Raw genomic sequence first — 24,200 nt, forward strand, 5'->3', positions numbered from 1 at the left:
GGGCCGGTCCCCTCTTCGGAGGGGGCCGGCCCACCGGTCGTTCATGGGTTCAGCCGACGAGTTCCGCGCGGTGGCGGCGCCTGGTGGGTGTCCAGCAGCGCAGGATGTCGCGGACCGAGACGATGCCGACGGGTCCGTGGTCGTCCAGCACGATCAGATGGCGGAACCCGCCGTGCGTCATGGCCTCCGCCGCCTCTTCCAGAGTCCAGGTGGGCGCGGCGAACACCACATCGGTGGTGGTGTGGGCGGAGGCGGTCTCGACATCGGGATTCCGGCCCGATCCGACCGCGTCGAGGATGTCGCGCTCGGTGAGAATGCCGAGCCCGCTGGTGTCCCGGTCGAGGACGACTGCGGCTCCCACGTGCCGGACCGACATCAGCCGGGCGGCGTCGCGGAGTGTATGGGTGGGTCCGATGGTGAGGACCAGCGTGCTCATGGCGTCACGGACGAGCATGAAAAGAGCCACCTCCTTCGTGAAACGACCGTGTGAGTCGATTCACAAGTTCACAAGCAGGGGGACTCTCAGGGTTGCATCGATGCGACACCGGGACAAGGGGGGACGGGGTCGTCCGAGGGGCGCGCGGTGGTGCGCGCCGCCCCTCGGGGGCGTACTCCGGATCAGTAGCGCTGGTTCAGATAGCCCAGCAGTTCGTGGTGGAGCAGTCCGTTCGAGGCCGCGGCATTGCCGCCGCCGGGACCGGAGACGCCGTCCAGGCTGGTGAACCTCCCGCCCGCCTCCTGGACGATGATCGCGTTGGCGGCCATGTCCCAGAGCGAGAGCTCCGGCTCCGCGCAGATGTCGACCGATCCCTCGGCGACCATCATGTACGGCCAGAAGTCCCCGTAGCCACGAGTGCGCCAGCAGGCCCTGGTCAGATCCATGAACCCGTCGAGCCGGCCCTGCTCCTCCCAGCCGCTCAGCGACGCGTACGCGAACGAGGCGTCCGCGATCCGCTCCACCTTCGACACCTGCAGCCGGGTCGCGGAGGTCAGACTGCGACCGGAGAACGCGCCCGCGCCCTTGGCCGCCCACCAGCGCCGGTTGAGCGCCGGCGCCGACACCACGCCGACCACCGGTTGGAAGCCGTCTTCACCCGCTTCCATCAGCGAGATCAGCGTCGCCCAGACGGGCACGCCGCGGACGTAGTTCTTGGTGCCGTCGATCGGGTCGACGACCCAGCGCCGCGGACCGGTGCCCTCGATCCCGAACTCCTCGCCCAGGATCGCGTCGCGCGGGCGCGCCCGATGGAGGTGGCCGCGGACCAGTTCCTCGGCGGCCTTGTCGGCCTCGCTCACCGGAGTCATGTCCGGCTTGGTCTCGACCTTGAGGTCCAGAGCCTTGAACCGGTCCATCGTCGCCGCGTCGGCGGCATCCGCCAGCACATGGGCGAGGCGCAGATCATCGTGGTAGTCGGGCATGCCGTCACAGTATCGACCGCAGATGAACAAGAGCCACCGGACCTCGCGCCGCCCGGACCATTGACAGCCTCCGGGAGCACCTCAACTCTGGAACGCAGAACCTCTGGAACGCAGAACCCTTGGCGCGGGAGGCGACGATGCCCACGGCGCGAGACGCCTTGCTGGACGCCGCCCTCGCGGCGCTGGCCACCCTGCCCTGGCCGGTGGTGCGCATGGTCGATGTCGCGTCCGCCGCCGGGGTCTCCCGGCAGACCCTCTACAACGAGTTCGGCAGCAAGGACGGCCTGGCCCGCGCCCTCGTCCGGGGCGCGGCCGACGGCTATCTGGCCGGTGTCGAACGGGCGCTGGCATCACCGGGCGGTACGGGCGACAGGCTGGCTGCCACCGCTGCCTGGACCGTCCGTGCCGTGCGTGCGAACGCCCTGGTCAGGGGGTTGCTCACGGGCTGCTGGGGAGAGTGGCTACCCCATCCCGTACACCCGGCCGCGCCGATCGCGTCGCGCGTGCCCGCCCAGCGGCGCGCCGATGCGGGGACACCGACCCCCGCCGAACTGCTCGACCGGGTCAGGAGACGTGCGGTGGCCGCCCTCGGCGGCGGGCGGCCGCCGCACGACCCGGAAGTACTGGCCGCGACCTGCGAGATCGCGCTGCGGCTCGCGCTGAGCTACGCGCTGGTCCCGGCTTCCCCGGAGGCCGGGCGGGGAGGGGAGGGGGAGACGGCGCCGCTGGTGCGCGAGTTGGTGGAGCGGCTCCCGGCCGGATGAACGCCGGTCCCCGGGTGAGCCGGTCGGCCCCGGCACAGCCGGCGCCGACCGGGCCGGACGCGCGGTGACCTGCCGGGCCGGGCACCCGGGCGCAGCCCCGGGCCGTTCTGCTGCCCCTCCCGTCCCGCGGGCCCCTGCCCGCGTGCGGCCCCGTCACGGCGTGAGCGCGCCGGGCGGTCAGTGGGACGAGCCCGAGAGCTGCAGCCCGATCACCCCGACGATCACCAGGGAGATCGAGACCAGCTTGAGGGTGGAGACCACGTCGTCGAGGAAGACCATGCCGTAGATCGCGGTGCCCGCCGCACCGATGCCGGTCCACACGGCGTAGGCGGGCCCCACGTCGAGTTTCTTCAGCGACAGCGTCAGCAGGCCGAAGCTGCCGAGGGCGAAGACGCAGAACGCGATGGTCGGCCAGAGCCGGGTGAACCCGTGCGAGAGCTTCAGGCAGACGGCGAAGCCGGTCTCCAGGATCCCCGCGACCACGACCAGCAGCCACGCCATCGTCAGTGCCCTCCCACGTCGGTGACCGCCTTGCCCCGCTGGGCGTGATTATGCATTTACCGGTCTCGTCCGATCGCAAACGTGCCCGGATCAGTCGCCTTCGCGTCGTTCCCGGGTGGAGAGCAACCGCCGCAGCGAGTCCAGCCGCGCCGGATCGGCGTGGCCGTCCGCCACCCAGGCGTCCAGGGCGCATTCCGGTTCATGGCTGTCGTGGGTGCAGCCGCGCGGGCACTCCTCGGTTCCGGGCTCCAGGTCCGGGAACGCGTGGATCACCCGGGACGGATCGATGTGGTTCAACCCGAAGGAGCGGACGCCGGGGGTGTCGATCACCCAGCCGCGGTAGTCGGGCAGCGGGAGCGCCAGCGCCGATGTGGTGGTGTGCCGGCCTCGGCCGGTGACCGCGTTGACGACCCCTGTCGTACGCCGCCGGTCCTTCGGCACGAGTGCGTTGACCAGCGTCGTCTTTCCGACACCGGAGTGCCCGACGAAGGCCGTGACCCGGTCGTTCAACTGCTCGCGGACCCGCTCGGCCGCGTCGCCGTTCTCCAGCTCCTCGCGGCTGGTGACGATGAAGGGGACGCCCAGCGGGGTGTACGCCTCCAGCAGTTTGTCCGGGGAGGCGAGGTCGGACTTGGTGAGGACGAGGAGCGGGGAGAGCCCGCCGTCGTACGCGGCGACGAGACAGCGGTCGATCATCCGCGGCCGGGGTTCCGGATCGGCGAGCGCGGTGACGATCGCCAGCTGGTCGGCGTTGGCGACGACCACCCGCTCGAACGGGTCGTCGTCGTCCGCGGTCCGGCGCAGAACCGAGCGGCGCTCACCGATGCGGACGATCCGGGCGAGGGTGTCCTTGTCGCCGGACAGATCGCCGACGAGGGAGACGGTGTCACCCACCACGGCGGCCTTCCGGCCCAGCTCGCGGGCCTTCATCGCCATGACCGTACGGCCGTCGACGAGACAGGTGAGGCGGCCGCGGTCGACGGTGAGGACCATGCCGTCCTCGGCGTCCTCGTGCTTGGGGCGGGTGTGCGTACGAGGCCGGTTGCCCTTCGGGTTGGGGCGGAACCGGATGTCGTCCTCGTCGGGGTTCTTGCCGTAGCGGCGCATCTCTCAGGCCCCGAGCATTCCGGTCCACATCTGCGGGAAGTCCGGCAGGGTCTTGGCGGTTGTCGCCACGTTCTCGATCTCCACTCCGGGGACGGCAAGGCCGATGATCGACCCCGCGGTGGCCATCCGGTGGTCGTCGTACGTATGGAAGGTACCGCCGTGCAGCGGTCGCGGGCGGATGTGGAGCCCGTCGGCGGTCTCGGTGACATCGCCGCCGAGCCCGTTGATCTCCTTGGTGAGCGCGGCGAGCCGGTCCGTCTCGTGCAGCCGCAGATGGGCGACGCCGCTCAGGGTGGACGGGCCGTCGGCGAGGGCCGCGACCGCCGCGATGCCCGGGGTGAGCTCGCCGACCTCGCCGAGGTCGACGTCGATGCCGTGGACACGGCCCGAACCGGTGAAGGTGAGGCCGCGCTCGGTCAGCTCGCAGCTGCCGCCCATCGCGGTGAAGATCTCCCGCAGTGCGTCGCCCGGCTGAGTGGTGTGCTCCGGCCAGTCGGGGATGGTGACCCGGCCGCCGGTGACCAGCGCGGCCGCGAGGAACGGCTGGGCGTTGGAGAGATCGGGCTCGATGGTCAGATCGCGGCCGAGCAGGGCGGAGTGGGAGACCCGCCAGACGTTCGGCTCGCCGCCCGTCTCCGGCTCGTCGACCTGGGCGCCGACGGCCCGCAGCATGTCGACGGTCATCCGGATGTGCGGCATCGAGGGGAGCCGGGCGCCGGTGTGGCGCACCACCACCCCCTGGTTGAAGTGCGGCGCCGACAGCAGCAGCGCCGAGACGAACTGGGAGGACGAGGAGGCGTCGATCGCCACCGCTCCGCCGTCCAGCGCACCGCTGCCGTGCACGGTCATCGGCAGCGATCCGCGTCCGTCGTCGTCGATCCGGGCGCCGAGCACCCGCAGCGCGTCGATCACGCCGTTCAGCGGGCGCTCGTACGAACGGGGGTCGCCGTCGAAGTGGACCGGGCCGTCGGCGAGGGCGGCGACCGGCGGCAGGAATCGCATGACCGTCCCGGCGTTGCCGACGTCGATCGTGGTCGGGCCGTGCAGTCCGGCCGGGATGACCCGCCAGGCCTCGCCGGAGCCGTCCGGGCCGACGCCTTCCTCGATGCCGACGCCCATCGCGCGCAGCGCCTCGGCCATCAGCAGGGTGTCGCGGGAGCGCAGCGGGCGGCGCAGCCAGCCGGGCTCGGCGGCGAGAGCGGCGAGGACGAGCGCGCGATTGGTGACCGATTTCGATCCGGGCACGGTGACGGTCGCGTCGACGGCTCCGCTCGCATGCGGGGCGGGCCAGAGGGCGGGGTGCACGGAACTTTCGGTCATGGACCTCACTTTAGTGGTTCACCGCAAACCCGAATCTCGATCAAACATGACGAAATCGGGGTGTAACGCGATCGTGGTAAGGCAGCGTGGGACCGCTACCGGTCGTCGCGGAGCCGATACCGGCGCGGCGGCGGCCGCTCACATACCGAGCAGCCAGCGTCCGCCGCCGATCAGCGAGCAGAGCGAGACCGCGTGGAAGAGGAACAGCCAGAGCGCGGCCGGCACGTCGGTCAGCCGCGACAACTGGTCCGCGTCCGAGTCCGGCGCACCTCCGCGCCGCCGCTTCGACTGGAGCTCGAAGGCCGGGCGTACGCCGCCGAGCAGCAGGAACCAGACCGCGGTGCAGGCGAACAACGACTGCACGGCGGGCGAGGCCAGCCAGGACACCAGCAGGAAGGCCGATCCGGTGAAGATCACCGCCAGCGCCCCGTACACATTGCGGATCATCACCAGCATCACCGCGAGCAGCGCGGTGGCCAGCCACAGGAACAGCGTGATCCGGCCGGCGACCAGCAGCCATGCCCCGCCCAGGCCCAGCAGCGGCGGGGCGGTGTAGCCCGCCGCCGCGGTCAGGATCATCCCGATGCCGGTCGGCCTGCCGCGGCTGACCGTCAGCCCGCTGGTGTCCGAGTGCAGCCGGATGCCGGACAGCTGCCGTCCGGTGCACAGCGCGATCAGCCCGTGGCCGCCCTCGTGCGCGATGGTGATCGCGTTGCGGGCCAGCCGCCATATCGGGTTCGGCACGACGGCGATCAGCGCGAGCGTGCCGGTCACCACCACCAGCCACTGCTCGGGGAGGGGCTGGGTGCCGAAGACGCGGTCCCACAGATTGCCCAGATCGGTGCTGTCCATGGTGCGGGCGGCTCCTTGCGGTATCGGCGTCCTGCCGTCGTGGCAGTCGTGGCAGTCTGGCACTCATGTGCGGACGGTATGCAGCGAGTCGGCGGCCCGAGGACCTGACCGGACTCTTCCGGGTCGAGAAGTGGGAACCGGCGGAGGCCCTGGCGCCCGATTGGAACGTGGCGCCGACCAAGGAGGTCTACGCCGTACTGGAACGTCCATTGAAAGACGCAGACGAGCAGCGTCCGGTTCGCCAGTTGCGCGCCCTGAAATGGGGGCTCGTGCCGTCCTGGGCGAAGTCCCCCGAGGGCGCCGCCCGCATGATCAACGCCCGTGCGGAGACCGTCCACGAGAAGCCGTCCTTCCGCCGCCCCTTCCTCTCCCGGCGCTGCATCCTGCCCGCCGACGGCTACTACGAGTGGGTCACCGGCGCGGACGAACGGCAGCTGGAGGAGAAGGGGAAGAAGAAGCGGCCGCGCAAGCAGCCGTACTTCGTGACACCCGCCGACGGATCGGTCTTCGCGATGGCCGGGCTGTACGAGTTCTGGCGCGACCGGACCCTGCCGGACGACCACCCGACGGCCTGGTGGGCGACCTGCTCCGTGATCACGACCGAGGCGGAGACCACCCCGCTCGCCGTCGCCCCCGCCGAGGGCCCGGCCGCGCTCGCCGACATCCACCCCCGGATGCCGCTGATGCTGACCCCGGACCGGTGGGACGCCTGGCTCGACCCGTCACGCACCGACGTCGGGGAACTGCGGGCGCTGCTCGCACCGCCGCCGGGCGGGCTGATGCGGGCGTACCCGGTCGCCACGGCCGTCAGCAACGTCCGCAACAACGGCCCCGAACTGCTGGAGGAGCTGGCCGCGCCGGAGGCGGGGACGCTCTTCTGACCGCTCACCGGGAAGGATGGGGCGCGTGACCACCGCAGAGACAGGCCGCGAGCACGAGACCGAGACGGTCGACACCGAGGCCGGACAGGCCAGGATCACCTGGTGCCCGGCGAAGCGCACCCGGGGTGCCCGGCTGGTGCTCGCCGTCAGCCATGGCGCGGGCGGCGGCGTGGAGACCCGTGACCTCCGGGCCCTGGCCGCCGCGCTGCCCGCCCACGGGGTGACCGTCGCCCTGGTGGAGCAGCCGTGGCGGGTCGCCGGGAAGAAGGTCGCGCCCGCCCCGAAGACCCTGGACACCGGGTGGCGGGGCCTGTGGCCCGCGCTCACCGCCGCCGGGCTGCCCGTCGTCGCGGGCGGACGCAGCGCCGGGGCGAGGGTGGCCTGCCGGACGGCGGCGGAGCTCGGCGCCCACGCCGTCCTCGCACTCGCCTTCCCGCTGCACCCACCGGGAAAGCCGGAGAAGTCCCGCGAGGACGAGCTCCTCGGGGCGGGCGTACCCGTACTCGTCGTACAGGGCGGCAACGACCCGTTCGGGCGGCCCGCCGAATTCCCTCCGGGGGAGTACGAGCTCACCGAGGTGCCGTACGCCGACCACGGGTTCGCCGTACCGAAGAAGTCCGGCCCGACCGAGGACCAGGCGATGGAGATCCTGACCACCGCTGTGACCGGGTGGCTGTCCGCGCTCGTGTGACACACCCCCGGGAATGTTGAGGCAGGGGCCACTGTTGTGCGAGTCATCGGTACATCAACGTCGTACGTGGAGAGGGAGTCCGTCGCATGGGTTCGACCATCTGCCCGCGCCGCTCGAACGCCGCTGACCTGGAGTGGACGGTGCTGCATGCGGCCAAGACCACTCCCGAGCGAGCGCTGAGCGGATCGGATCGACAGCCCGCCTCGAAGCAAGGTCGACTATTCTCCGATTCGAGCGGGTCCGGTTTCGGCTCCGCCACAGCGTTGGAGGAGGTGGGTCCGGTCACTGGGACCGACACAGGGACCGACGACGGCCGCGCGCAGGAGACGACCGCCGAGCGCAACGCGCGCTTCGAGCGGGACGCTCTCGGTTTCCTCGACCAGATGTACTCGGCCGCGCTGCGCATGACGCGCAACCCCGCGGACGCCGAGGACCTGGTCCAGGAGACGTATGCCAAGGCGTACGGCTCCTTCCACCAGTTCCGCGAGGGCACGAACCTCAAGGCGTGGATGTACCGCATCCTCACCAACACGTTCATCAACTCGTACCGCAAGAAGCAGCGTGAACCTCAGCGCAGCGCCGCCGAAGAGATCGAGGACTGGCAGCTGGCGCGCGCCGAGTCGCACATGTCGACCGGTCTGCGCTCCGCCGAGTCGCAGGCGCTCGACCACCTGCCGGACTCGGATGTGAAGTCCGCTCTGCAGGCGATCCCCGAAGAGTTCCGCATCGCCGTGTATCTCGCCGATGTAGAGGGCTTTGCCTACAAGGAGATCGCGGACATCATGGGGACTCCCATCGGTACGGTGATGTCCCGACTGCACCGGGGCCGCCGCCAGTTGCGCGGCATGCTGGAGGACTACGCCCGTGAGCGCGGGCTCGTCCCGGCCGGTGCCGGAGAGTCGGACGATCGGAAAGGCTCGGGCTCATGAGCTGCGGAGAGCCGCACGAGACGGACTGCTCAGAGGTCCTCGATCATCTGTATGAGTTTCTCGACCACGAGATGCCCGACAGCGACTGCACCAAGTTCGAGGTGCACTTCGAGGAGTGCTCCCCGTGCCTGGAGAAGTACGGTCTGGAACAGGCCGTGAAGAAGCTGGTGAAACGCTGCTGCGGCCAGGACGACGTGCCGAGCGATCTGCGTTCCAAGGTGATGGGCAGGATCGACCTGATCCGCTCGGGGCAGGCGGTGCCCGAGCAGGATGTGACGGCGTCGGAGTCCGGTCAGCCGACCGCCGCCAAGGAATGATGCCCGGCGGGCGCCGCGCGTAGGGGCGCCCCCTCGTATGTGTCCACGTCTCCGGCACATCACCCGAATGTGTCAATCCGGCCGTTGACCCTCGGCCGCACACCCAACTCGCCGATGTGGCACCTCCATTGGCCATGGTGCCCGCCACCGCACGGCGCGTCCGGCGGCGGGCCGCGCGGCTCGCCGTCACCGCCTGGGCGGCCCCGCCCGTCCACGGTCCGCTCGGCGGCACCGGCCACACCCGGCGGCACCGGCCACACCCGGCGGCACCGGCGCGCTCGGCGGCACCGGCGCGCTCGGCGGCACCGGCGCGCTCGGCGGCCCCGCCCCCGGCACTCGCACCCGCATCGGCACCTGCACTTGCACCGGCCTGCCTCCCGACCTCCCGTACGCCCTGCTGCCCGCCTGCGCCGCCGCCCTGGCCTTCGGCCTCGTCCTGGCCGCCCCGGACGGCTCCATCCAGGTCGCGGCCGAACGGCCGCCCCGCCCCTCACCGAGCGGCGCCGGACCGCGCTGCTCGGCGGGGCCGCGGTCCGGCGGACCGGGGTGGGCCCGGAGGCCGCTGTCGTGGCGGAACGGCGGGCCGACCCCTACCGCGAGCGGCCGCTGTCCGCCAGGATCGTCGAGGCCGTCGACGCATACGGCGACCTCTCCGGGGAAGGTCTCATCGGGCCGCCGGGCGCGCTGGAACAGCTCGGGCCCGGGACCGGCCGCGCCCACCGGTCCGAGGTCGTGGAATCACTGGCCCGGGTCCCGGCCCGGGGCGGTCTGGCCCCTGTCCCGCATGGGTAACCCATGGGTAATGAGCGAGCGTCCGGCCCGGCATGGTTGGATGCGAAGAAGAGCGGAAAACGAGGGTGTCCAGTCGGGACAGGCGGGAATCGTGAGGATCTTCGGGAAGGTACGGCATCGGCCGTCCGCCTCTTGGCGGCAGGCCACGGACCGCGCGTTCACGCTGATCGGCGACGGCCGGTACGAGGACGCGGGCGCGCTGCTGACACGTGCGGCGGACCTGGAACCCTGGCTCTCCGAGTCGTGGTTCAACCTGGCCCTGCTGCACAAGTTCCGGCATGACTGGGAACAGGCGAGAGCCGCCGGCCTGAGGGCCGTCGCGCTGCTCGACAAGGAATCCGGCGCTCCGGACTGGTGGAACGTCGGGATCGCGGCCACGGCGTTGCAGGACTGGCCGCTGGCGCGCCGCGCCTGGCAGGCGTACGGCCTGAAGGTGCCGGGCGCCGGCCAGCACACCTCGGCGGCCAACAGCGAGCCCGTCGGCATGGAGCTGGGCAGCGCCGCGGTACGGCTGTCGCCGGAGGGCGAGGCCGAGGTGGTCTGGGGGCGCAGGCTCGATCCGGCCCGGATGGAGGTGCTCTCCATCCCGCTGCCGTCGTCCGGCCGCCGCTGGGGCGAGGTCGTCCTGCACGACGGGGTGCCGCACGGCGAGCGGGTCACCGCGGCCGGGCCCTCGTACCCCGTCTTCGACGAGATCGAGCTGTGGGCGCCGTCCCCCGTACCCACCTGGGTGGTGCTGCTCGAAGCGGCCACCGAGGCGGACCGGGACGCGCTGGAGCAGCTCGCGTCCGACGCCGGGTTCGCCGCCGAGGACTGGTCGTCGTCCGTACGGCTGCTCTGCCGGGCCTGCTCGGAGAGCCGGATGGAGAGCGACGAGGGCGACGGTGAGCACCTCGACCCGCACGACCACAGCGAGCCGGGGCACCCGGGCCCGCTGGGCCACCGCACCGCCGGTGAGCTGTGGGTGCCCGAGCGCGAGTGCGGGATAGCGGCACCGGCCGGACTGGTGCGCGGACTGCTGGACGGCTGGGTCGCGGACAGCCCGGACAGCCGCGAGTGGCGGGATCTCGAAGAAGTCTGCTGACCGGTGCCCGTAGGCTGTACGGGCACCGATCGCGGTGCACGGGTGCCCGGGTCCCCGGACCTTCGGATGCCCGGGTTTCAGGTTTTGAGGAAGGCGTACGGCGGACATGGCGCAGCAGGAGACGGACGAGCAGATCATCGTCGACGACGAGGGCTTCGTCGTGGACACGGAGGACTGTGAGGCGCGCGAGACGGCCTGTCGCGAGCGTGGCACCTCCCGTCCGATCACGGTCGTGGGCAACCCGGTGCTGCACAAGGAGTGCCGGGACGTCACCGAGTTCGACGACGAGCTGAGCCGGCTGATCGACGACATGTTCGCGAGCCAGCGGACGGCGGAGGGCGTGGGCCTGGCCGCCAACCAGATCGGCGTCGACCTGAAGGTCTTCGTCTACGACTGCCCGGACGACGACGGCGTGCGGCACGTGGGCGCCGTCTGCAATCCGGTGCTGGAGGAGCTGGCGCCGGAGGACCGGATCCTGGACGACTCCAACGAGGGCTGCCTCTCCGTCCCGACGGCGTACGCCGCGCTGGCCCGCCCGGACTACGCGGTGGTACGCGGACAGGACGCCAAGGGCAACCCGGTCAGGATCCGGGGCAACGGCTACTTCGCCCGCTGCCTCCAGCACGAGACGGACCACCTGTACGGATACCTGTACATCGACCGGCTCTCGAAGCGGGACCGCAAGGACGCGCTGCGGCAGATGGCGGAGAACACGCCGCGCTACGAGGTCGTGCCGAACGACTGAGCGTCCGGGCCACCGGGCGGGCCCGGTCTCCCCTGCGCGGGAGGCCGGGCCCGCCGGTTTCCGCCCCGGTTTCCGTTCTCCGTCCGCCGGCCCCGTTCTGCGTCCGCCGGTTCCGACCTCGGTCTCCGCCCTCCGGGCGATCGTCAACCACCGTTTATTTGCGCATAGTTGACGCGCGTCGACTCGTCCGACAAGCTCTCTCACCACATCTCCGTCATGGTAGGGAGCCCCTTCATGCTCAGACGCGCCGCACGACTCCTGCTGGGACTTGTCATGGTCATGGCTTTTGCCTGGGGCGGGGCCGTGGCCACCGCCGGCACCGCACAGGCCGACGGCTGCTACACCTGGACCCGCACACTGTCCCCCGGGGCCACCGGCAATGACGTCGTCCAGCTCCAGATACGGGTGGCCGGCTATCCGGGCTACAACTCCGTGCTCGCCGTCGACGGCTCCTACGGGCCGGCCACCACCGCCGCCGTCAAGCGCTTCCAGGCCGCCTACGGCCTCGCCGCCGACGGCATCGCGGGCCCGGCCACCCAGGCCAGGATCTATTCGCTCCAGGACAACGACTGCACTCCGGTCCACTTCACGTACGCCGAGCACAACCAGTGCAATACGACCTGGGCAGGCGGTGCCGTGGCGGCGGGCACGGCGAAGGCCAACGCCCTGAGCACCATGTGGAAGCTGGAGGCGCTGCGGCACGCGCTCGGCGACCAGTCGATCCGGATCACCAGCGGCTTCCGCTCCACCTCCTGCAACAGTGCGGTCGGCGGCGCGTCCAACAGCCGCCATCTGTACGGGGACGCGGCCGACCTGGGCGCCGGACCGCACGCGCTCTGCACCCTCGCCAAGGAGGCCCGCAACCACGGCTTCAACGGGATCCTCGGCCCCGGCTACCCGGACCACGGCGACCACGTCCACGTCAACCAGGGGCCCAGCCGCTTCTGGTCGGCGCCGAACTGCGGCATCTGACACATGAGGGCCCGGTACGCCGGCCCGTCCGGACCGGCGTACCGGGGGCTTGTCCGGTGGTGCGGGCGATCGGGCCTCAAGTCCGTTGTGGCTCAGGCGACTTCGGTCGTCGCGGCCGGCCCGCGGAAGGTGCGGCGGTACGTGTTCGGCGTGGTGCCCAACGACCGTACGAACTGATGGCGCAGTGCGGCGGCGGTACCGAAGCCGGTGCGCCCGGCGATCGTGTCCACCGTTTCGTCGGAGGTCTCCAGGAGGTGCTGTGCCAGCAGCACCCGCTGGCGGAGCAGCCAGCGGTACGGAGTGGTGCCCGTCTCCTGCTGGAAGCGGCGGGCGAAGGTACGCGGTGACATGTGCGCCTGGGCGGCCAGCTGTTCGACGGTCATCTCCTGGTCGAGGTGGCGCTCCATCCAGACCAGCGTCTCGCCGACCGTGTCGCACCGGGTGCGGGGGAGCGGCCGCTCGATGTACTGCGCCTGCCCGCCGTCCCGGTGCGGGGGGACCACCATGCGGCGGGCGATCGCGTTGGCGACACCGGGGCCGTAGGCCTGCCGGACCAGATGCAGACAGGCGTCGATCCCGGCCGCCGTGCCCGCCGAGGTGATGACCGGGCCCTCGTCCACGTACAGCACATCGGGTTCGACGACCGCGCGCGGGAAGCGGCGGGCCAGCTCTCCGGCGTGGCGCCAGTGGGTGGTGCAGCGGCGCCCGTCCAGGAGTCCCGCCGCGCCGAGTACGTACGCGCCGGAGCAGACGCTCAGCACGCGCGCCCCCCGGTCCACGGCCCGGCGCAGGGCGTCGAGGATCTCCTCGGGGTAGTCCCGCTCGATGAAGTGGCTGCCCGCGGGCACGGCGATGAGGTCGGCCTCCTCCAGGCGGTCGAGGCCGTGCGGCGTACCGATGGTGAACCCGGCATGGGTCCGCAGCACCGGGCCCTCGGCGGAGACCACCGCGAAATCGTGGACCGGCAGCCCCTCGTCGCTGCGGTCGAGTCCGAAGACCTCGCACAGCACACCCAGCTCGAAGGGGTGGACCTCGTCGAGCAGCAGGGCGGCGACATTGTTCAGCATGACGCCAGTGTGGCAGTAATTCGATGTTCCATGACAGTCCTGCCACTGCCGGATCCCGTCCGCGCGGACGAGAGTGGAGCCATGAACGCGATCGAGAACGTCCTGGGCATAGCCGTACTTTTCACTCTCTTCCTGGTGCCCACCCTGCTCGGACTCTTCCGGGAACGCCGCATCGACCGCCAGTTGCGGGAGGCGGAACGGGCGCGGGGGGACGCGCCCCCGGAAACGGCGGACGCCGCGCAGCCGGTCACGGCCACGCGGCGTCCCTACCTCAGAAGCTGGGCCAGGATCTAGCCAGGGTCTCTCGTGGGGAACACGCCGGGCTCGCGGGGTCCCTGATACGGCCCGGTCCGAACGGAAGACCCCAAGGGCTGTCCGACTAGAAGTCGTCGTCGAAGGCGACCGAGCCCTCCACCGCCACCTGGTACGCGGACGGCCGGCGCTCGAAGAAGTTCGTCAGCTCCTGCACGCCCTGCAGCTCCATGAACGAGAACGGGTTCTCGGAGCCGTAGACCGCCGGGAAACCCAGCCGGGTGAGCCGCTGGTCGGCGACGCACTCCAGGTACTGCCGCATCGACTCCGTGTTCATGCCCGGCAGGCCGTCACCGCACAGATCGCGGCCGAACTGCAGCTCCGCGGCCACGGCCTCCTTCAGCATGTCGGTGACCTGCTGCTGGAGCTCGTCGTCGAAGAGGTCCGGCTCCTCCTTGCGGACGGTGTCCACGACCTCGAACGCGAAGTTCATGTGCATCGTCTCGTCACGGAACACCCAGTTGGTGCCCGTGGCGAGGCCGTGCAGCAGACCCCGCGAGCGGAACCAGTAGACGTACGCGAACGCGCCGTAGAAGAACAGCCCCTCGATGCACGCCGCGAAGCAGATCAGGTTCAGCAGGAAGCGGCGGCGGTCGGCCTTCGTCTCCAGCCGCTCGATCTTCTCGACCGAGTCCATCCACTTGAAGCAGAACTGCGCCTTCTCACGGATCGAGGGGATCTCCTCGACCGCGTCGAACGCGGCGGCACGGTCGTCCGGGTCGGGCAGATAGGTGTCCAGCAGCGTCAGATAGAACTGGACGTGCACGGCCTCCTCGAAGAGCTGCCGCGAGAGGTACAGCCGCGCCTCGGGGGAGTTGATGTGCTTGTACAGCGTCAGCACGAGGTTGTTGGAGACGATCGAGTCACCCGTCGCGAAGAACGCGACGAGCCGGCCGATCATGTGCTGCTCGCCGGGGGACAGCTTGGCGAGGTCGGCGACGTCGGAGTGGAGGTCGACCTCCTCGACCGTCCAGGTGTTCTTGATCGCGTCGCGGTAGCGCTCGTAGAAGTCCGGGTAGCGCATGGGGCGCAGGGTCAGTTCGAAGCCCGGGTCGAGCAGGTTCTTCTCGGATTTGGTGGAGCTCATTACTGGCAGGCCTCGCAGGACTCGGGGTTTTCGAGGGAGCAGGCGATCGCGTCCGCGTCGGGCGCCGAAGCCTGCTGTACGGGAATGGGGGCGGCGGCCGCGGTCTGGCCGGAGGCCGCGCGGGCGATCCGGGTCGCCGGGCGCGAGCGCAGGTAGTACGTCGTCTTCAGCCCCTGCTTCCAGGCGTACGCGTACATCGAGGAGAGCTTGCCGATCGTCGGCGTCTCCAGGAACAGGTTCAGCGACTGGCTCTGGTCGAGGAACGGCGTACGGGCCGCCGCCATGTCGATCAGACCGCGCTGCGGGATCTCCCACGCCGTGCGGTAGAGCGCCCGCACGTCCGCCGGGATCCAGGCGAAGCCCTGCACGGAGCCGCTCGCCTCGCGCAACGCCTCGCGGGTCCGCGCGTCCCACACGCCGAGCCGCTTCAACTCCTCCACCAGATACGCGTTGACCTGGAGGAACTCACCGCTGAGCGTCTCGCGCTTGAAGAGGTTGGAGACCTGCGGCTCGATGCACTCGTACACGCCCGCGATCGAGGCGATCGTCGCCGTCGGCGCGATGGCGAGCAGCAGCGAGTTGCGCATCCCGGTCCGCGCGATCCGGGCACGCAGCGCGTCCCAGCGCTCCGGCCAGTTCAGCTCGGTGTCGTAGTGGTCGGGGTGCAGCACACCGCGCGCGGCACGCGTCTCGGACCAGGCCGGCAGCGGGCCCGACCGCTCGGCGAGCTCGCAGGACGCCTCGTACGCCGCGAGCATGATCCGCTCGGAGATCTTCGTGGAGAGCGCGCGGGCCTCGGGGGAGTCGAACGGCAGCCGCAGCTGGAAGAAGACGTCCTGCAGGCCCATGGCCCCGAGGCCGACCGGGCGCCACTTCGCGTTGGAGCGGCCGGCCTGCTCGGTCGGGTAGAAGTTGATGTCGACGACCCGGTCGAGGAAGGTCACGGCGGTACGGACGGTGGCGTCCAGCCGCTCCCAGTCGATGGAGCCGTCGGCGACGAACGCGCCCAGGTTGACCGAACCCAGGTTGCAGACGGCAGTCTCGCCGTCGTCGGTGACTTCGAGGATCTCGGTGCACAGGTTCGACGAGTGGACGACGCGGCCCGGCTCGGCGGTCTGGTTCGCGGTCCGGTTGGAGGCGTCCTTGAACGTCATCCAGCCCTGGCCGGTCTGCGCGAGGGTGCGCATCATCCGGCCGTACAGCTCACGGGCCGGCATCGACTTGCGGGCCAGCCCCTTGGCCTCGGCGGCCCGGTACGCGGCGTCGAACTCGTCGCCCCACAGGTCGACCAGCTCGGGCACGTCGGCGGGCGAGAACAGCGACCAGTCGCCGTCCGCGTCGACCCGGCGCATGAACTCGTCCGGGATCCAGTGCGCCAGGTTGAGGTTGTGCGTACGCCGCTGGTCCTCGCCCGTGTTGTCGCGCAGCTCCAGGAACTCCTCGATGTCCGCGTGCCAGGTCTCCAGGTAGACGGCGGCAGCGCCCTTGCGACGGCCACCCTGGTTGACCGCGGCGACGGAGGCGTCGAGCGTCTTCAGGAACGGCACGATGCCGTTGGAGTGCCCGTTGGTGCCGCGGATCAGCGAACCGCGGGCGCGGATGCGGGAGTACGAGAGACCGATGCCGCCCGCGTGCTTGGAGAGCCGCGCCACCTGGTGGTAGCGGTCGTAGATCGAGTCGAGCTCGTCGAGCGGGGAGTCCAGCAGATAGCAGGAGGACATCTGCGGGTGGCGGGTGCCGGAGTTGAACAGGGTCGGCGAGGACGGCAGGTAGTCGAGCCGGCTCATCAGCCCGTACAGCGCCGCGACTTCGTCCAGGGCGCGCTGCGAGTCGTCCTCGGCGAGCCCGGACGCCACGCGCAGCATGAAGTGCTGGGGCGTCTCGATGACCTGGCGGGTGTGCGGGTGGCGCAGCAGGTAGCGGCTGTGCAGGGTCCGCAGCCCGAAGTAGCCGAAGCGGTCGTCGGCGCCGTCGGCGAGCGAACGCTCCACCAGCGCGTCGAGGGCCGCCGCGTGCAGCGCGACGAACGCGGCCGTACGGTCCGCGATCAGTCCCTCGCGATGTCCGACGGCGACCGAGGAGGAGAAGGAGACCGCGCCCTGTCCGGCCGCCTCGTCCGCGACGGTGCGGGTCAGGAGCCGGGCGGCGAGCCGGGAGTAGGCGGGGTCCTCGGAGATCAGCCCCGCGGCGGCTTCGGTGGCCAGCGACCGCAGCTCGGCCTCGTCCGCGCGGGCGCTGCGGCCGCGCAGCGCGGCGGCGGCGACGCGACCGGGGTCGGTGTCGGGCAGATCGGCGGTGAGGTCGGTCAGGGTCCGCAGCAGCGCGGTCCCCGGTCCGTCGGATGCGGTCGCCTCGGACTCGACTGCTTCGGACAGGGCGACTGAAGCCGGATCGGCTGGCGCGATGGTCACGGGGTGCTCTCCCTCGCTCGGCTCGGGGCCGGCGGGGAACGGGGCAGCCGGGCAGAGGTGGGCCCGGGGCAGGGCAGTACTCCGCTCGGCGTCCACCGGCCCATCCGCGAGGCCCGGACGTTTGGCATCCGGTTCGGTCGAGCCGGACGCGCTGTCGGCAGGTCCTCGGACTCACTCGGGGGTGCGCAAATGCACACCGATCACACCGTTGCGGGACAGTTCCGGATTCGCACCGGATTCCCCTGCGGCGACAGCGAGGATGAGCATACATGTGGGGGCCGCCCGATGAGGCAGCCCCCACATGTTGTGTCGCGCAACAGAACTCGGACCCGGAGAACGGGTTCTGCGGCCCTCGTGCGGGCCGCGGGACCCCGACCGTGCGGACGGCCCGCCGCGCCCCGCTGAAGGGGCTCGACGGGCCGTCCGCACGGTGTCGGCGCGACCGTCAGTGGCCGCCGGGAGCCCCGGCCGTGGCCGCCGGGAGCTCCACCTGGACGCCCGGATCGCCGGCGTCGGCCGTGTAGTCGGCCGGAGAGGTCTCGTCGACCCCGGCGGGCGCCTTCACGGCGTTCAGGACGAAGGTGAGCACCACCGTCACCGCCACGTTCAGCACGAACGCCGTCAGACCGATGTACCCGATCTCACCGATCCCCGGGATCTCCTTGGACGACCCGCCGAAGTGCGCCTGGGTCGGGCTCGCGACCCCGTACGCGGCCACCGTCCCGTACACCATGCCGACCGCCCAGCCCGCGAGCAGCGCCCAGCGGTGGAACCAGCGGGTGAACAGGCCGCCGACCAGGGCCGGCATCGTCTGGAGGATCCAGATCCCGCCGAGCAGCTGGAAGTTGATCGCGACCGTCTTGTCCATGGTGAGGACGAAGGCGAGCGCGCCGACCTTCACCAGCAGCGACACCAGCTTGGAGACCTTGGTCTCCTGCTCGGGGGTCGCGTCCGGTTTCAGGAAGTCCTTGTAGATGTTGCGGGTGAAGAGGTTCGCCGCGGCGATCGACATGATCGCGGCGGGCACCAGCGCGCCGATGCCGATGGCGGCGAACGCGACGCCCGCGAACCAGTCCGGGAACATGTCCTCGAACAGCTGCGGGATGGCCAACTGCCCGTTGTCCACCTTGATCCCGGCGGCGATCGCCATGAAGCCGAGCAGCGCCAGCAGACCCAGCATCAGCGAGTACAGCGGCAGGATCGTGGTGTTGCGCCGGATCACGTTGCGGCTGCGGCTGGAGAGCGTCGCCGTGATCGAGTGCGGATACATGAAGAGCGCCAGCGCCGAGCCCAGCGCCAGGGTGGCGTAACCCCATTGCCCCGCCTCGCCCGGCGCGAGTCCGGCCACCGGTTTGCCGGCCGCCGCGTTCTTCTGCGAGAACGCCTCGCCCGCCTTGGCGAAGATGTCGTCGAAGCCCCCGAGTTTGATCGGGATGTAGATGATCGCCACCACGATGACCAGATAGATCAGCCCGTCCTTGACGAACGCGATCAGCGCGGGTGCCCGCAGCCCGGACGAGTACGTGTACGCGGCGAGCACCGCGAACGCGATCAGCAGCGGCAGGTCCTTGACGAACCAGTGGGTGTTCTCGCCGCCGCCGACGCCCATCACGTCCAGTACCGCCTGGATGCCGACGAGTTGGAGCGCGATGTACGGCATCGTGGCGAGGATGCCCGTGACGGCGACCGCCAGCGACAGCCCCTTCGACCCGAAGCGCCCGCGGACGAAGTCCGAGGTGGTCACGTAGCCGTGCTTGTGCGAGACCGACCAGAGCCGCGGCAGGAAGGTGAAGATCAGCGGGTACACGAGGATCGTGTACGGCACGGCGAAGAAGCCGGCCGCGCCCGCCGCGTAGATCGCCGCGGGAACGGCGACGAAGGTGTACGCGGTGTACAGGTCGCCGCCGAGCAGGAACCAGGTGACCCAGGTCCCGAACGACCGTCCGCCCAGGCCCCATTCGTCGAGACTGGCGTCGTTCTCGGCCTTCCGCCAGCGTGCCGCCAGGAAGCCCATGACCGTGACGGCCAGGAAGAAGAAGATGAAGACGCCGAGCGCGACGCCGTTCACGCCGTCCTTCATGCCGACGCACCCCCCTTGCGGGCGCGTTGGTCACGCTGCCACAGCTTGTACGCGAGCATCGTGAGCGCGGTGGAGATCAGCACCCAGAGCATCTGGTACCAGTAGAAGAACGGAATACCGATGAAGGCGGGGTCCACCTTCGCGTACGAACTCACCCAGAGCATCGCCACGAACGGCGCGACGAGACAGAGGGCGATGACCACCCGTACAGGTGTGACGGTGGGTGGATTCTCTGCTGGGTCTGCTGGGTCTACTGGGTCTACTGGCATGTGGCGACTCCGTCCCCTCGCTGATCACCTGGCGTAATGCGCAGGAAATCTAGGGGAGGAATCCGGTCACCGTCACCCCCCGTCCGCATTGCCGTCCGGAAACGGTCCCGCGAATGGGTGTGAATGTTCGAAATGGTTTCAAGTGTACGGAACTTGGTCCGGACCGGGGCACGCGAACGGCCCTCGCGGGGTGCTGGATCCCACGAGGGCCGAGGCGGTTGTACGGAGAGTGCGGTGGCCGGAAATGGTTGGCCGCCGCGCTGGGGGTTCAGTCCGTCGGCCGCTTCAGCCGCGCCACGAACTTGTACCGGTCACCGCGGTAGACCGAGCGCACCCACTCCACGGGCTCGCCCCGGCCGTCGAGTGAGTGCCGGGACAGCATCAGCATCGGCAGGCCCACGTCGGTCCCGAGCAGTCCGGCCTCGCGCGGGGTGGCCAGCGAGGTCTCGATGGTCTCCTCGGCCTCGGCCAGCCGTACGTCGTACACCTCCGCCAGTGCGGTGTAGAGCGAGGTGTACTTCACCAGTGAACGGCGCAGCGCGGGAAAGCGTTTGGCCGAAAGGTGCGTGGTCTCGATCGCCATCGGCTCCCCACTGGCGAGCCGCAGCCGCTCGATCCGCAGCACGCGGCCGCCGGCCGTGATGTCGAGCAGTCCGGCGAGTGTGTCGTCGGCCGTGACATAGCCGATGTCCAGCAACTGGGACGTCGGTTCGAGCCCCTGGGCGCGCATGTCCTCGGTGTACGAGGTGAGTTGCAGGGCCTGGGAGACCTTCGGTTTGGCGACGAAGGTGCCCTTGCCCTGGATGCGCTCCAACCGGCCCTCGACGACCAGCTCCTGGAGCGCCTGGCGCACGGTCGTGCGCGAGGTGTCGAACTCGGCGGCCAGGGTCCGCTCCGGCGGCACGGGTGTGCCCGGCGGCATGGTGTCCGTCATGTCGAGGAGATGTCGCTTCAGCCGGTAGTACTTGGGGACGCGCGCCGTCCGTGTGGCCGCGCCCGTCTCGTTCTCCGTATTGCCCCCGTCGGCACCCATGGCCCGCCTTCCCGACTGCTGCGTTGCTGCCGTCACCGGCTCCTCCGTCTGTCGCGGCTCACATGGTGGCACGGTCCGGTCACGGCTCGTCGCCCTCCCTCAGGTGTCGGTCCTATAACGGACGCGAGTGCACTTCTTATACACCCTTGACACCCCAAAAGGTCTAGGCCAAGCTCCCGGTACTGGTCTAAACCATTAAAGACCAGGTCCCAGCCCCAGCAGTACTCGTCGACGGTCTTCGCGGGGGAGGGGTTGCAGCATCCCTGAGGAGGGTGGCGTGAAGCGCAAGCTCATCGCGGCGATCGGCGTCGCGGGCATGTTGGTTTCGATCGCAGCGTGTGGTTCGGACGACGACAAGACTTCGTCCAAGGACCCGAAGGACCGCAAGGAGACGCTCACCGTCTGGCTGATGTCGGACGCGCAGAGCACCTGGCCCGAGCTGGTCAAGGATGTCAACAGCCAGTTCAAGGCGAAGTACCCCAACGTCAAGGTCAACGTCCAGTACCAGACTTGGGCGGACAAGGCCAAGAAGCTCGACGCCGCTCTGGCCGGTGACAAGTTCCCGGACGTCGTCGAGCTCGGCAACACCGAGACCATGACGTACATCCTCAACGGGGCCCTCGGGGAGATCGACCCGAAGAAGTACGAGAACTCGGACACCTGGATCAAGGGTCTGAAGGACACCTGCGCCTTCGAGGGCAAGCAGTACTGCGTGCCGTACTACGCGGGCGCCCGCGTGGCGATCTACAACAAGGACATGTTCAAGGCCGGCACCGGCAAGGACGCCCTCCCCGCCACGCAGGACGAGCTGACCGCCGCCCTCGACAAGATCGGTGAGAAGTACGGCAAGGACAAGGCGTTCTCGCCGCTGTACCTGCCGGGTCGGTACTGGTACGCCGCGATGTCCTACGTCGCTGCCGAGGGCGGCCAGATAGCCAAGTACGACGAGGGCAAGAAGGAGTGGAAGTCCACCCTCTCCACCCCCGAGGCCCAGAAGGGCATCACCGACTTCGTCGAGCTGGTCAAGAAGTACAACCACGGGGACAAGACCAAGGACGAGGCGGACCACGCCAACGTCATGGCCAACGAGAAGACCGCGCTTCTCTACGGCAACGGCTGGGAGGCCGGAAGCGTCGTCGACTCCAAGGCGAACGGCAACCCGAAGCTGGAAGGCAAGATCGCCACCGCCGGTATGCCCGGCCCGAACGGCAAGGCACTCCCCTCCTTCATCGGCGGCTCCGACCTGGCCACCATCTCCAAGTCCAAGGTCCAGGACCTTGGCGAGGAGTGGATCTCGATGTTCACCAGCGAGAAGTCCGAAGAGGTGCTCGCCTCCAAGAACATCCTCCCGAACAACACCAAGCAGCTTGAGCCGCTGAAGGCCAAGCCGGAGACCGCGGCCATCGCCAACGCCGTGCCGGACGCCTGGTTCACGCCGATCGCCCCGGGCTGGACGGCGATCGAGAAGAAGGAAACGCTCGAAGTCATGCTGCTCGACATCATCAAGGGCAAGTCGGTCGCGGACGCCACCAAGGCGGCCGACGCGGAGATCGACTCGATGATCAACAAGGACTCCTGAGCCTCCGTCTCACGGAATCCGAGCCGGTGGACTCCTGAACCAGCGGCTCCAGTGATCATTCGCGGGGGTGACGGTCCGAAAGGAACCGCCGCCCCCGCCCCCCGGTACCAGGTCCGAACGGAAGGCCAGCACAGTGAGTGCCGCCGATATGAAAGCAGCCGACCCGCCGGTGTCCGTCCCGCGGGCCCCTGAGGAGACGCAACCTCAGCCTGCGAAGAACGTGAACCGTCCCCCGCGGAAGGCCGGCGCTCTGCTGCCGTACCTCCTGATAGCTCCGGCGTTCATCGCGATCGCCGCTGTGTTCGTCTGGCCCTTCATCAAGACGGTCATCATGTCCTTCCAGGACGTGGGCCGCCGGGAGCTGTGGTCGGGACAGGCCGCTCCCTGGGTGGGTTTCGACCAGTTCACCAACATCCTGGGCGACGGCGAGTTCTGGGACGTCGTCTGGCGGACCATCGTCTTCATGGCCGTCTGCGTCGCCGCGACCATGGTCGGCGGCCTGGGCCTCTCCATGCTCATGCAGCGGATGGCCACCTGGGTACGGCTCCTGCTGACCGCCGCACTGGTCGCCGCGTGGTCCATGCCCCTCCTCGTGGCCACCTCCATCTTCCGGTGGTTCGCGGACTCCGACTACGGCGTCCTCAACATGGTGCTGAGCAAGTACCTCGGGATCGACGCGCAGGGGCACAACTGGTTCCTTGACCCGAAGCAGGGCTTCGTCATCATCGGAGCGGTCGTGGTCTGGGGGGCCATCCCCTTCGTCTCCGTGACCCTGTACGCCGCGCTGACCCAGGTTCCCAAGGAGCTCGAAGAAGCCGCCTCGCTCGACGGAGCCGGCACCTTCGGCGTCTTCCGCTACGTCACCTGGCCCGTCATCAAGCCGGTCTTCCAGATGGTCGCCACCCTGTCCGTGCTCTGGGACTTCAATGTCTTCGGCCAGATCTTCCTGATGCGCGGCAACAAGCCGGAACCCGAGTACTCCGTTCTCGGCATCTACTCGTTCGAGAAGGCATTCGAGTCCAACTCGTTCAGCCAGGGCGCCGCCATCTCACTCATCACGGTCCTGCTGCTGTCCGGCGTCGCCGTGTACTACCTGCGCCAGCTGCTCAAGATCGGAGAGGTCGAGTGAGTACCTCCACGCCTCAGGTCCTCCGCCCGGACCGCAAGAAGAGCCGCATCGGCTACAACATCGCGGGTCTCGTCGCCTTCGTGCTCATGGCGTTCCCGGTCTACTGGCTGGTTGTCAGCTCCCTGCGGCCCAACGCCGAGATCCGCAGCTACGACCAGACGCTGTGGCCGACGTCGATCACCTTCGACAACTTCTCCCGGGCCATCAAGCAGCCGAACTTCGGCACGGCCATCGAATCCAGCCTCATCGTGTGCGGCGTCGCCGTCCTCGGCGGCATGCTGCTCGCCACGATCGCGGCCTTCGCCATCGGCCGGTTCCGGTTCCGCGGGCGCAAGTTCTTCATGATCGTGCTGCTCGTCGTCCAGCTGCTGCCGCCGACGGCCATGCTGATCCCCATCTACATCCAGCTCAACGACCTCGGTGGACTCAACGAGTACTGGGGCGTCATCGTCATCTACCTCGTCTCCACCCTGCCGTTCGCGACGTGGATGATCCGCGGCTTCGTGATCAACATCCCGCAGGAACTCGAAGAGTCGGCCATGGTCGACGGCTGCAGCCGGATGGGAGCGTTCTGGCGCGTCACCTTCCCCCTGCTGGCCCCCGGCCTCGCCGCCGCTTCCATCTTCTCGCTGATCACGGCCTGGAACGAATACCTGCTTGCCTACGTCGTCCTGCAGGACAACGACAAGTACACCCTCAACGTCTGGCTGATGAACTTCACCACGTCGCGAGGCATCGACTACGGCGCGCTGATGGCGGCTTCGACGCTGATCGCGATCCCGGTCGTGGCCTTCTTCCTGCTGGTGCAGAAGTACATGGCAACCGGCCTCACCTCCGGCGCCGTGAAGGGATAACGCTC

The 24,200-nt window shown here is 69.7% G+C and carries 25 protein-coding genes and 1 riboswitch; of the genes, 13 read left to right on the plus strand and 12 right to left on the minus strand.

Annotation, left to right across the window (positions count from 1 at the left end; all coding sequences use genetic code 11):
• Nucleotides 1-49: 49 nt before the first annotated feature.
• Together ACFVT1_RS11785 and hisN are read right to left on the minus strand one after the other, a co-directional pair.
• Nucleotides 50-454: a CBS domain-containing protein gene (locus ACFVT1_RS11785; RefSeq protein WP_362200657.1), complete on the minus strand. Its 405-nt coding sequence runs from the start codon at nucleotides 452-454 to the stop codon at nucleotides 50-52.
• 164 nt (nucleotides 455-618) lie between these two features.
• Nucleotides 619-1,419 carry a histidinol-phosphatase gene (gene hisN, locus ACFVT1_RS11790; protein WP_389794356.1) on the minus strand — a complete coding sequence of 267 codons (801 nt, stop codon included), beginning with the start codon at nucleotides 1,417-1,419 and terminating at the stop codon, nucleotides 619-621.
• A 137-nt stretch (nucleotides 1,420-1,556) separates the two neighbouring features.
• Between hisN and ACFVT1_RS11795 the strand changes: the two genes are divergently transcribed.
• Nucleotides 1,557-2,183, plus strand: a complete 627-nt coding sequence (locus ACFVT1_RS11795) for a TetR/AcrR family transcriptional regulator (protein ID WP_389794357.1) — start codon at nucleotides 1,557-1,559, stop codon at nucleotides 2,181-2,183.
• Nucleotides 2,184-2,360: 177 nt separating this feature from the next.
• On the opposite strand, the gene ACFVT1_RS11800 is transcribed toward ACFVT1_RS11795, so the two are convergent.
• From ACFVT1_RS11800 to ACFVT1_RS11815, 4 genes are all read right to left on the minus strand, one after another.
• The gene (locus ACFVT1_RS11800) at nucleotides 2,361-2,684 is read right to left on the minus strand and encodes a multidrug efflux SMR transporter (protein ID WP_362200667.1); all 324 of its coding nucleotides are present in this window, start codon (nucleotides 2,682-2,684) and stop codon (nucleotides 2,361-2,363) included.
• 90 nt (nucleotides 2,685-2,774) lie between these two features.
• Nucleotides 2,775-3,791: a ribosome small subunit-dependent GTPase A gene (rsgA, locus tag ACFVT1_RS11805; protein ID WP_389794358.1), complete on the minus strand. Its 1,017-nt coding sequence runs from the start codon at nucleotides 3,789-3,791 to the stop codon at nucleotides 2,775-2,777.
• 3 nt (nucleotides 3,792-3,794) lie between these two features.
• A complete protein-coding gene (gene aroA, locus ACFVT1_RS11810) occupies nucleotides 3,795-5,111 on the minus strand; it encodes a 3-phosphoshikimate 1-carboxyvinyltransferase (RefSeq protein ID WP_389794359.1) in 1,317 nt (438 codons plus the stop codon).
• Between the two features lie 138 nt (nucleotides 5,112-5,249).
• On the minus strand, nucleotides 5,250-5,963 hold the full coding sequence (locus ACFVT1_RS11815; RefSeq protein ID WP_389794360.1) for a M50 family metallopeptidase: 714 nt from the start codon (nucleotides 5,961-5,963) through the stop codon (nucleotides 5,250-5,252).
• A gap of 65 nt (nucleotides 5,964-6,028) precedes the next feature.
• Between ACFVT1_RS11815 and ACFVT1_RS11820 the strand changes: the two genes are divergently transcribed.
• From ACFVT1_RS11820 to ACFVT1_RS11855, 8 genes are all read left to right on the plus strand, one after another.
• A complete protein-coding gene (locus ACFVT1_RS11820; RefSeq protein ID WP_389794361.1) occupies nucleotides 6,029-6,844 on the plus strand; it encodes an SOS response-associated peptidase in 816 nt (271 codons plus the stop codon).
• 16 nt (nucleotides 6,845-6,860) lie between these two features.
• Nucleotides 6,861-7,535, plus strand: a complete 675-nt coding sequence (locus ACFVT1_RS11825; RefSeq protein WP_389794362.1) for an alpha/beta family hydrolase — start codon at nucleotides 6,861-6,863, stop codon at nucleotides 7,533-7,535.
• A 272-nt stretch (nucleotides 7,536-7,807) separates the two neighbouring features.
• Nucleotides 7,808-8,464, plus strand: coding sequence for a sigma-70 family RNA polymerase sigma factor (locus ACFVT1_RS11830; RefSeq protein WP_189273941.1), 657 nt, complete (start codon nucleotides 7,808-7,810; stop codon nucleotides 8,462-8,464).
• Entirely contained in the window at nucleotides 8,461-8,781 is a 321-nt protein-coding gene (rsrA, locus tag ACFVT1_RS11835) for a mycothiol system anti-sigma-R factor (protein WP_362200685.1), read from the plus strand. Before ACFVT1_RS11830 ends, rsrA begins: the two co-directional genes overlap by 4 nt.
• A 567-nt stretch (nucleotides 8,782-9,348) precedes the next feature.
• Entirely contained in the window at nucleotides 9,349-9,573 is a 225-nt protein-coding gene (locus ACFVT1_RS11840) for a hypothetical protein (RefSeq protein WP_389794363.1), read from the plus strand.
• Nucleotides 9,574-9,664: 91 nt separating this feature from the next.
• A complete protein-coding gene (locus ACFVT1_RS11845) occupies nucleotides 9,665-10,657 on the plus strand; it encodes a hypothetical protein (RefSeq protein ID WP_072483827.1) in 993 nt (330 codons plus the stop codon).
• A 106-nt stretch (nucleotides 10,658-10,763) separates the two neighbouring features.
• Nucleotides 10,764-11,402 (plus strand): peptide deformylase, encoded by a 639-nt coding sequence (def, locus tag ACFVT1_RS11850; protein ID WP_389794364.1) that lies wholly within the window; start codon nucleotides 10,764-10,766, stop codon nucleotides 11,400-11,402.
• 234 nt (nucleotides 11,403-11,636) lie between these two features.
• Nucleotides 11,637-12,374 carry a D-Ala-D-Ala carboxypeptidase family metallohydrolase gene (locus ACFVT1_RS11855; RefSeq protein ID WP_389794365.1) on the plus strand — a complete coding sequence of 246 codons (738 nt, stop codon included), beginning with the start codon at nucleotides 11,637-11,639 and terminating at the stop codon, nucleotides 12,372-12,374.
• Nucleotides 12,375-12,466: 92 nt separating this feature from the next.
• Here ACFVT1_RS11855 and ACFVT1_RS11860 read toward each other — a convergent pair whose 3' ends face one another.
• Nucleotides 12,467-13,441, minus strand: a complete 975-nt coding sequence (locus ACFVT1_RS11860) for a GlxA family transcriptional regulator (RefSeq protein ID WP_389794366.1) — start codon at nucleotides 13,439-13,441, stop codon at nucleotides 12,467-12,469.
• 81 nt (nucleotides 13,442-13,522) lie between these two features.
• Between ACFVT1_RS11860 and ACFVT1_RS11865 the strand changes: the two genes are divergently transcribed.
• Entirely contained in the window at nucleotides 13,523-13,735 is a 213-nt protein-coding gene (locus ACFVT1_RS11865; protein WP_389794367.1) for a hypothetical protein, read from the plus strand.
• Between the two features lie 85 nt (nucleotides 13,736-13,820).
• Here ACFVT1_RS11865 and ACFVT1_RS11870 read toward each other — a convergent pair whose 3' ends face one another.
• The 5 genes from ACFVT1_RS11870 to ACFVT1_RS11890 all read right to left on the minus strand — a co-directional run bounded on the left by ACFVT1_RS11870 (nucleotide 13,821) and on the right by ACFVT1_RS11890 (nucleotide 20,633).
• Nucleotides 13,821-14,840: a ribonucleotide-diphosphate reductase subunit beta gene (locus ACFVT1_RS11870; RefSeq protein ID WP_362200698.1), complete on the minus strand. Its 1,020-nt coding sequence runs from the start codon at nucleotides 14,838-14,840 to the stop codon at nucleotides 13,821-13,823.
• Nucleotides 14,840-17,251 carry a ribonucleoside-diphosphate reductase subunit alpha gene (locus ACFVT1_RS11875; protein ID WP_389794369.1) on the minus strand — a complete coding sequence of 804 codons (2,412 nt, stop codon included), beginning with the start codon at nucleotides 17,249-17,251 and terminating at the stop codon, nucleotides 14,840-14,842. Before ACFVT1_RS11875 ends, ACFVT1_RS11870 begins: the two co-directional genes overlap by 1 nt.
• A gap of 160 nt (nucleotides 17,252-17,411) precedes the next feature.
• Nucleotides 17,412-17,493: riboswitch (cobalamin riboswitch) on the minus strand.
• Between the two features lie 203 nt (nucleotides 17,494-17,696).
• Nucleotides 17,697-19,331, minus strand: coding sequence for a monocarboxylate uptake permease MctP (gene mctP / locus ACFVT1_RS11880; RefSeq protein ID WP_389794370.1), 1,635 nt, complete (start codon nucleotides 19,329-19,331; stop codon nucleotides 17,697-17,699).
• A complete protein-coding gene (locus ACFVT1_RS11885; RefSeq protein WP_389794371.1) occupies nucleotides 19,328-19,534 on the minus strand; it encodes a DUF3311 domain-containing protein in 207 nt (68 codons plus the stop codon). Before ACFVT1_RS11885 ends, mctP begins: the two co-directional genes overlap by 4 nt.
• Nucleotides 19,535-19,868: 334 nt before the next feature.
• Nucleotides 19,869-20,633, minus strand: a complete 765-nt coding sequence (locus tag ACFVT1_RS11890) for a GntR family transcriptional regulator (protein WP_389794602.1) — start codon at nucleotides 20,631-20,633, stop codon at nucleotides 19,869-19,871.
• Nucleotides 20,634-20,910: 277 nt separating this feature from the next.
• On the opposite strand from ACFVT1_RS11890, the gene ACFVT1_RS11895 reads away from it, so the two are divergent.
• The 3 genes from ACFVT1_RS11895 (at nucleotide 20,911) to ACFVT1_RS11905 (ending at nucleotide 24,195) form a co-directional block, all read left to right on the plus strand.
• Nucleotides 20,911-22,212, plus strand: a complete 1,302-nt coding sequence (locus ACFVT1_RS11895; protein ID WP_389794372.1) for a sugar ABC transporter substrate-binding protein — start codon at nucleotides 20,911-20,913, stop codon at nucleotides 22,210-22,212.
• 133 nt (nucleotides 22,213-22,345) lie between these two features.
• A complete protein-coding gene (locus tag ACFVT1_RS11900) occupies nucleotides 22,346-23,341 on the plus strand; it encodes a carbohydrate ABC transporter permease (RefSeq protein ID WP_389794373.1) in 996 nt (331 codons plus the stop codon).
• Entirely contained in the window at nucleotides 23,338-24,195 is an 858-nt protein-coding gene (locus tag ACFVT1_RS11905) for a carbohydrate ABC transporter permease (protein ID WP_351200973.1), read from the plus strand. Before ACFVT1_RS11900 ends, ACFVT1_RS11905 begins: the two co-directional genes overlap by 4 nt.
• Nucleotides 24,196-24,200 lie beyond the last annotated feature (5 nt).

Source organism: Streptomyces sp. NPDC057963 (genome assembly GCF_042887155.1).
GTDB lineage: Bacteria > Actinomycetota > Actinomycetes > Streptomycetales > Streptomycetaceae > Streptomyces.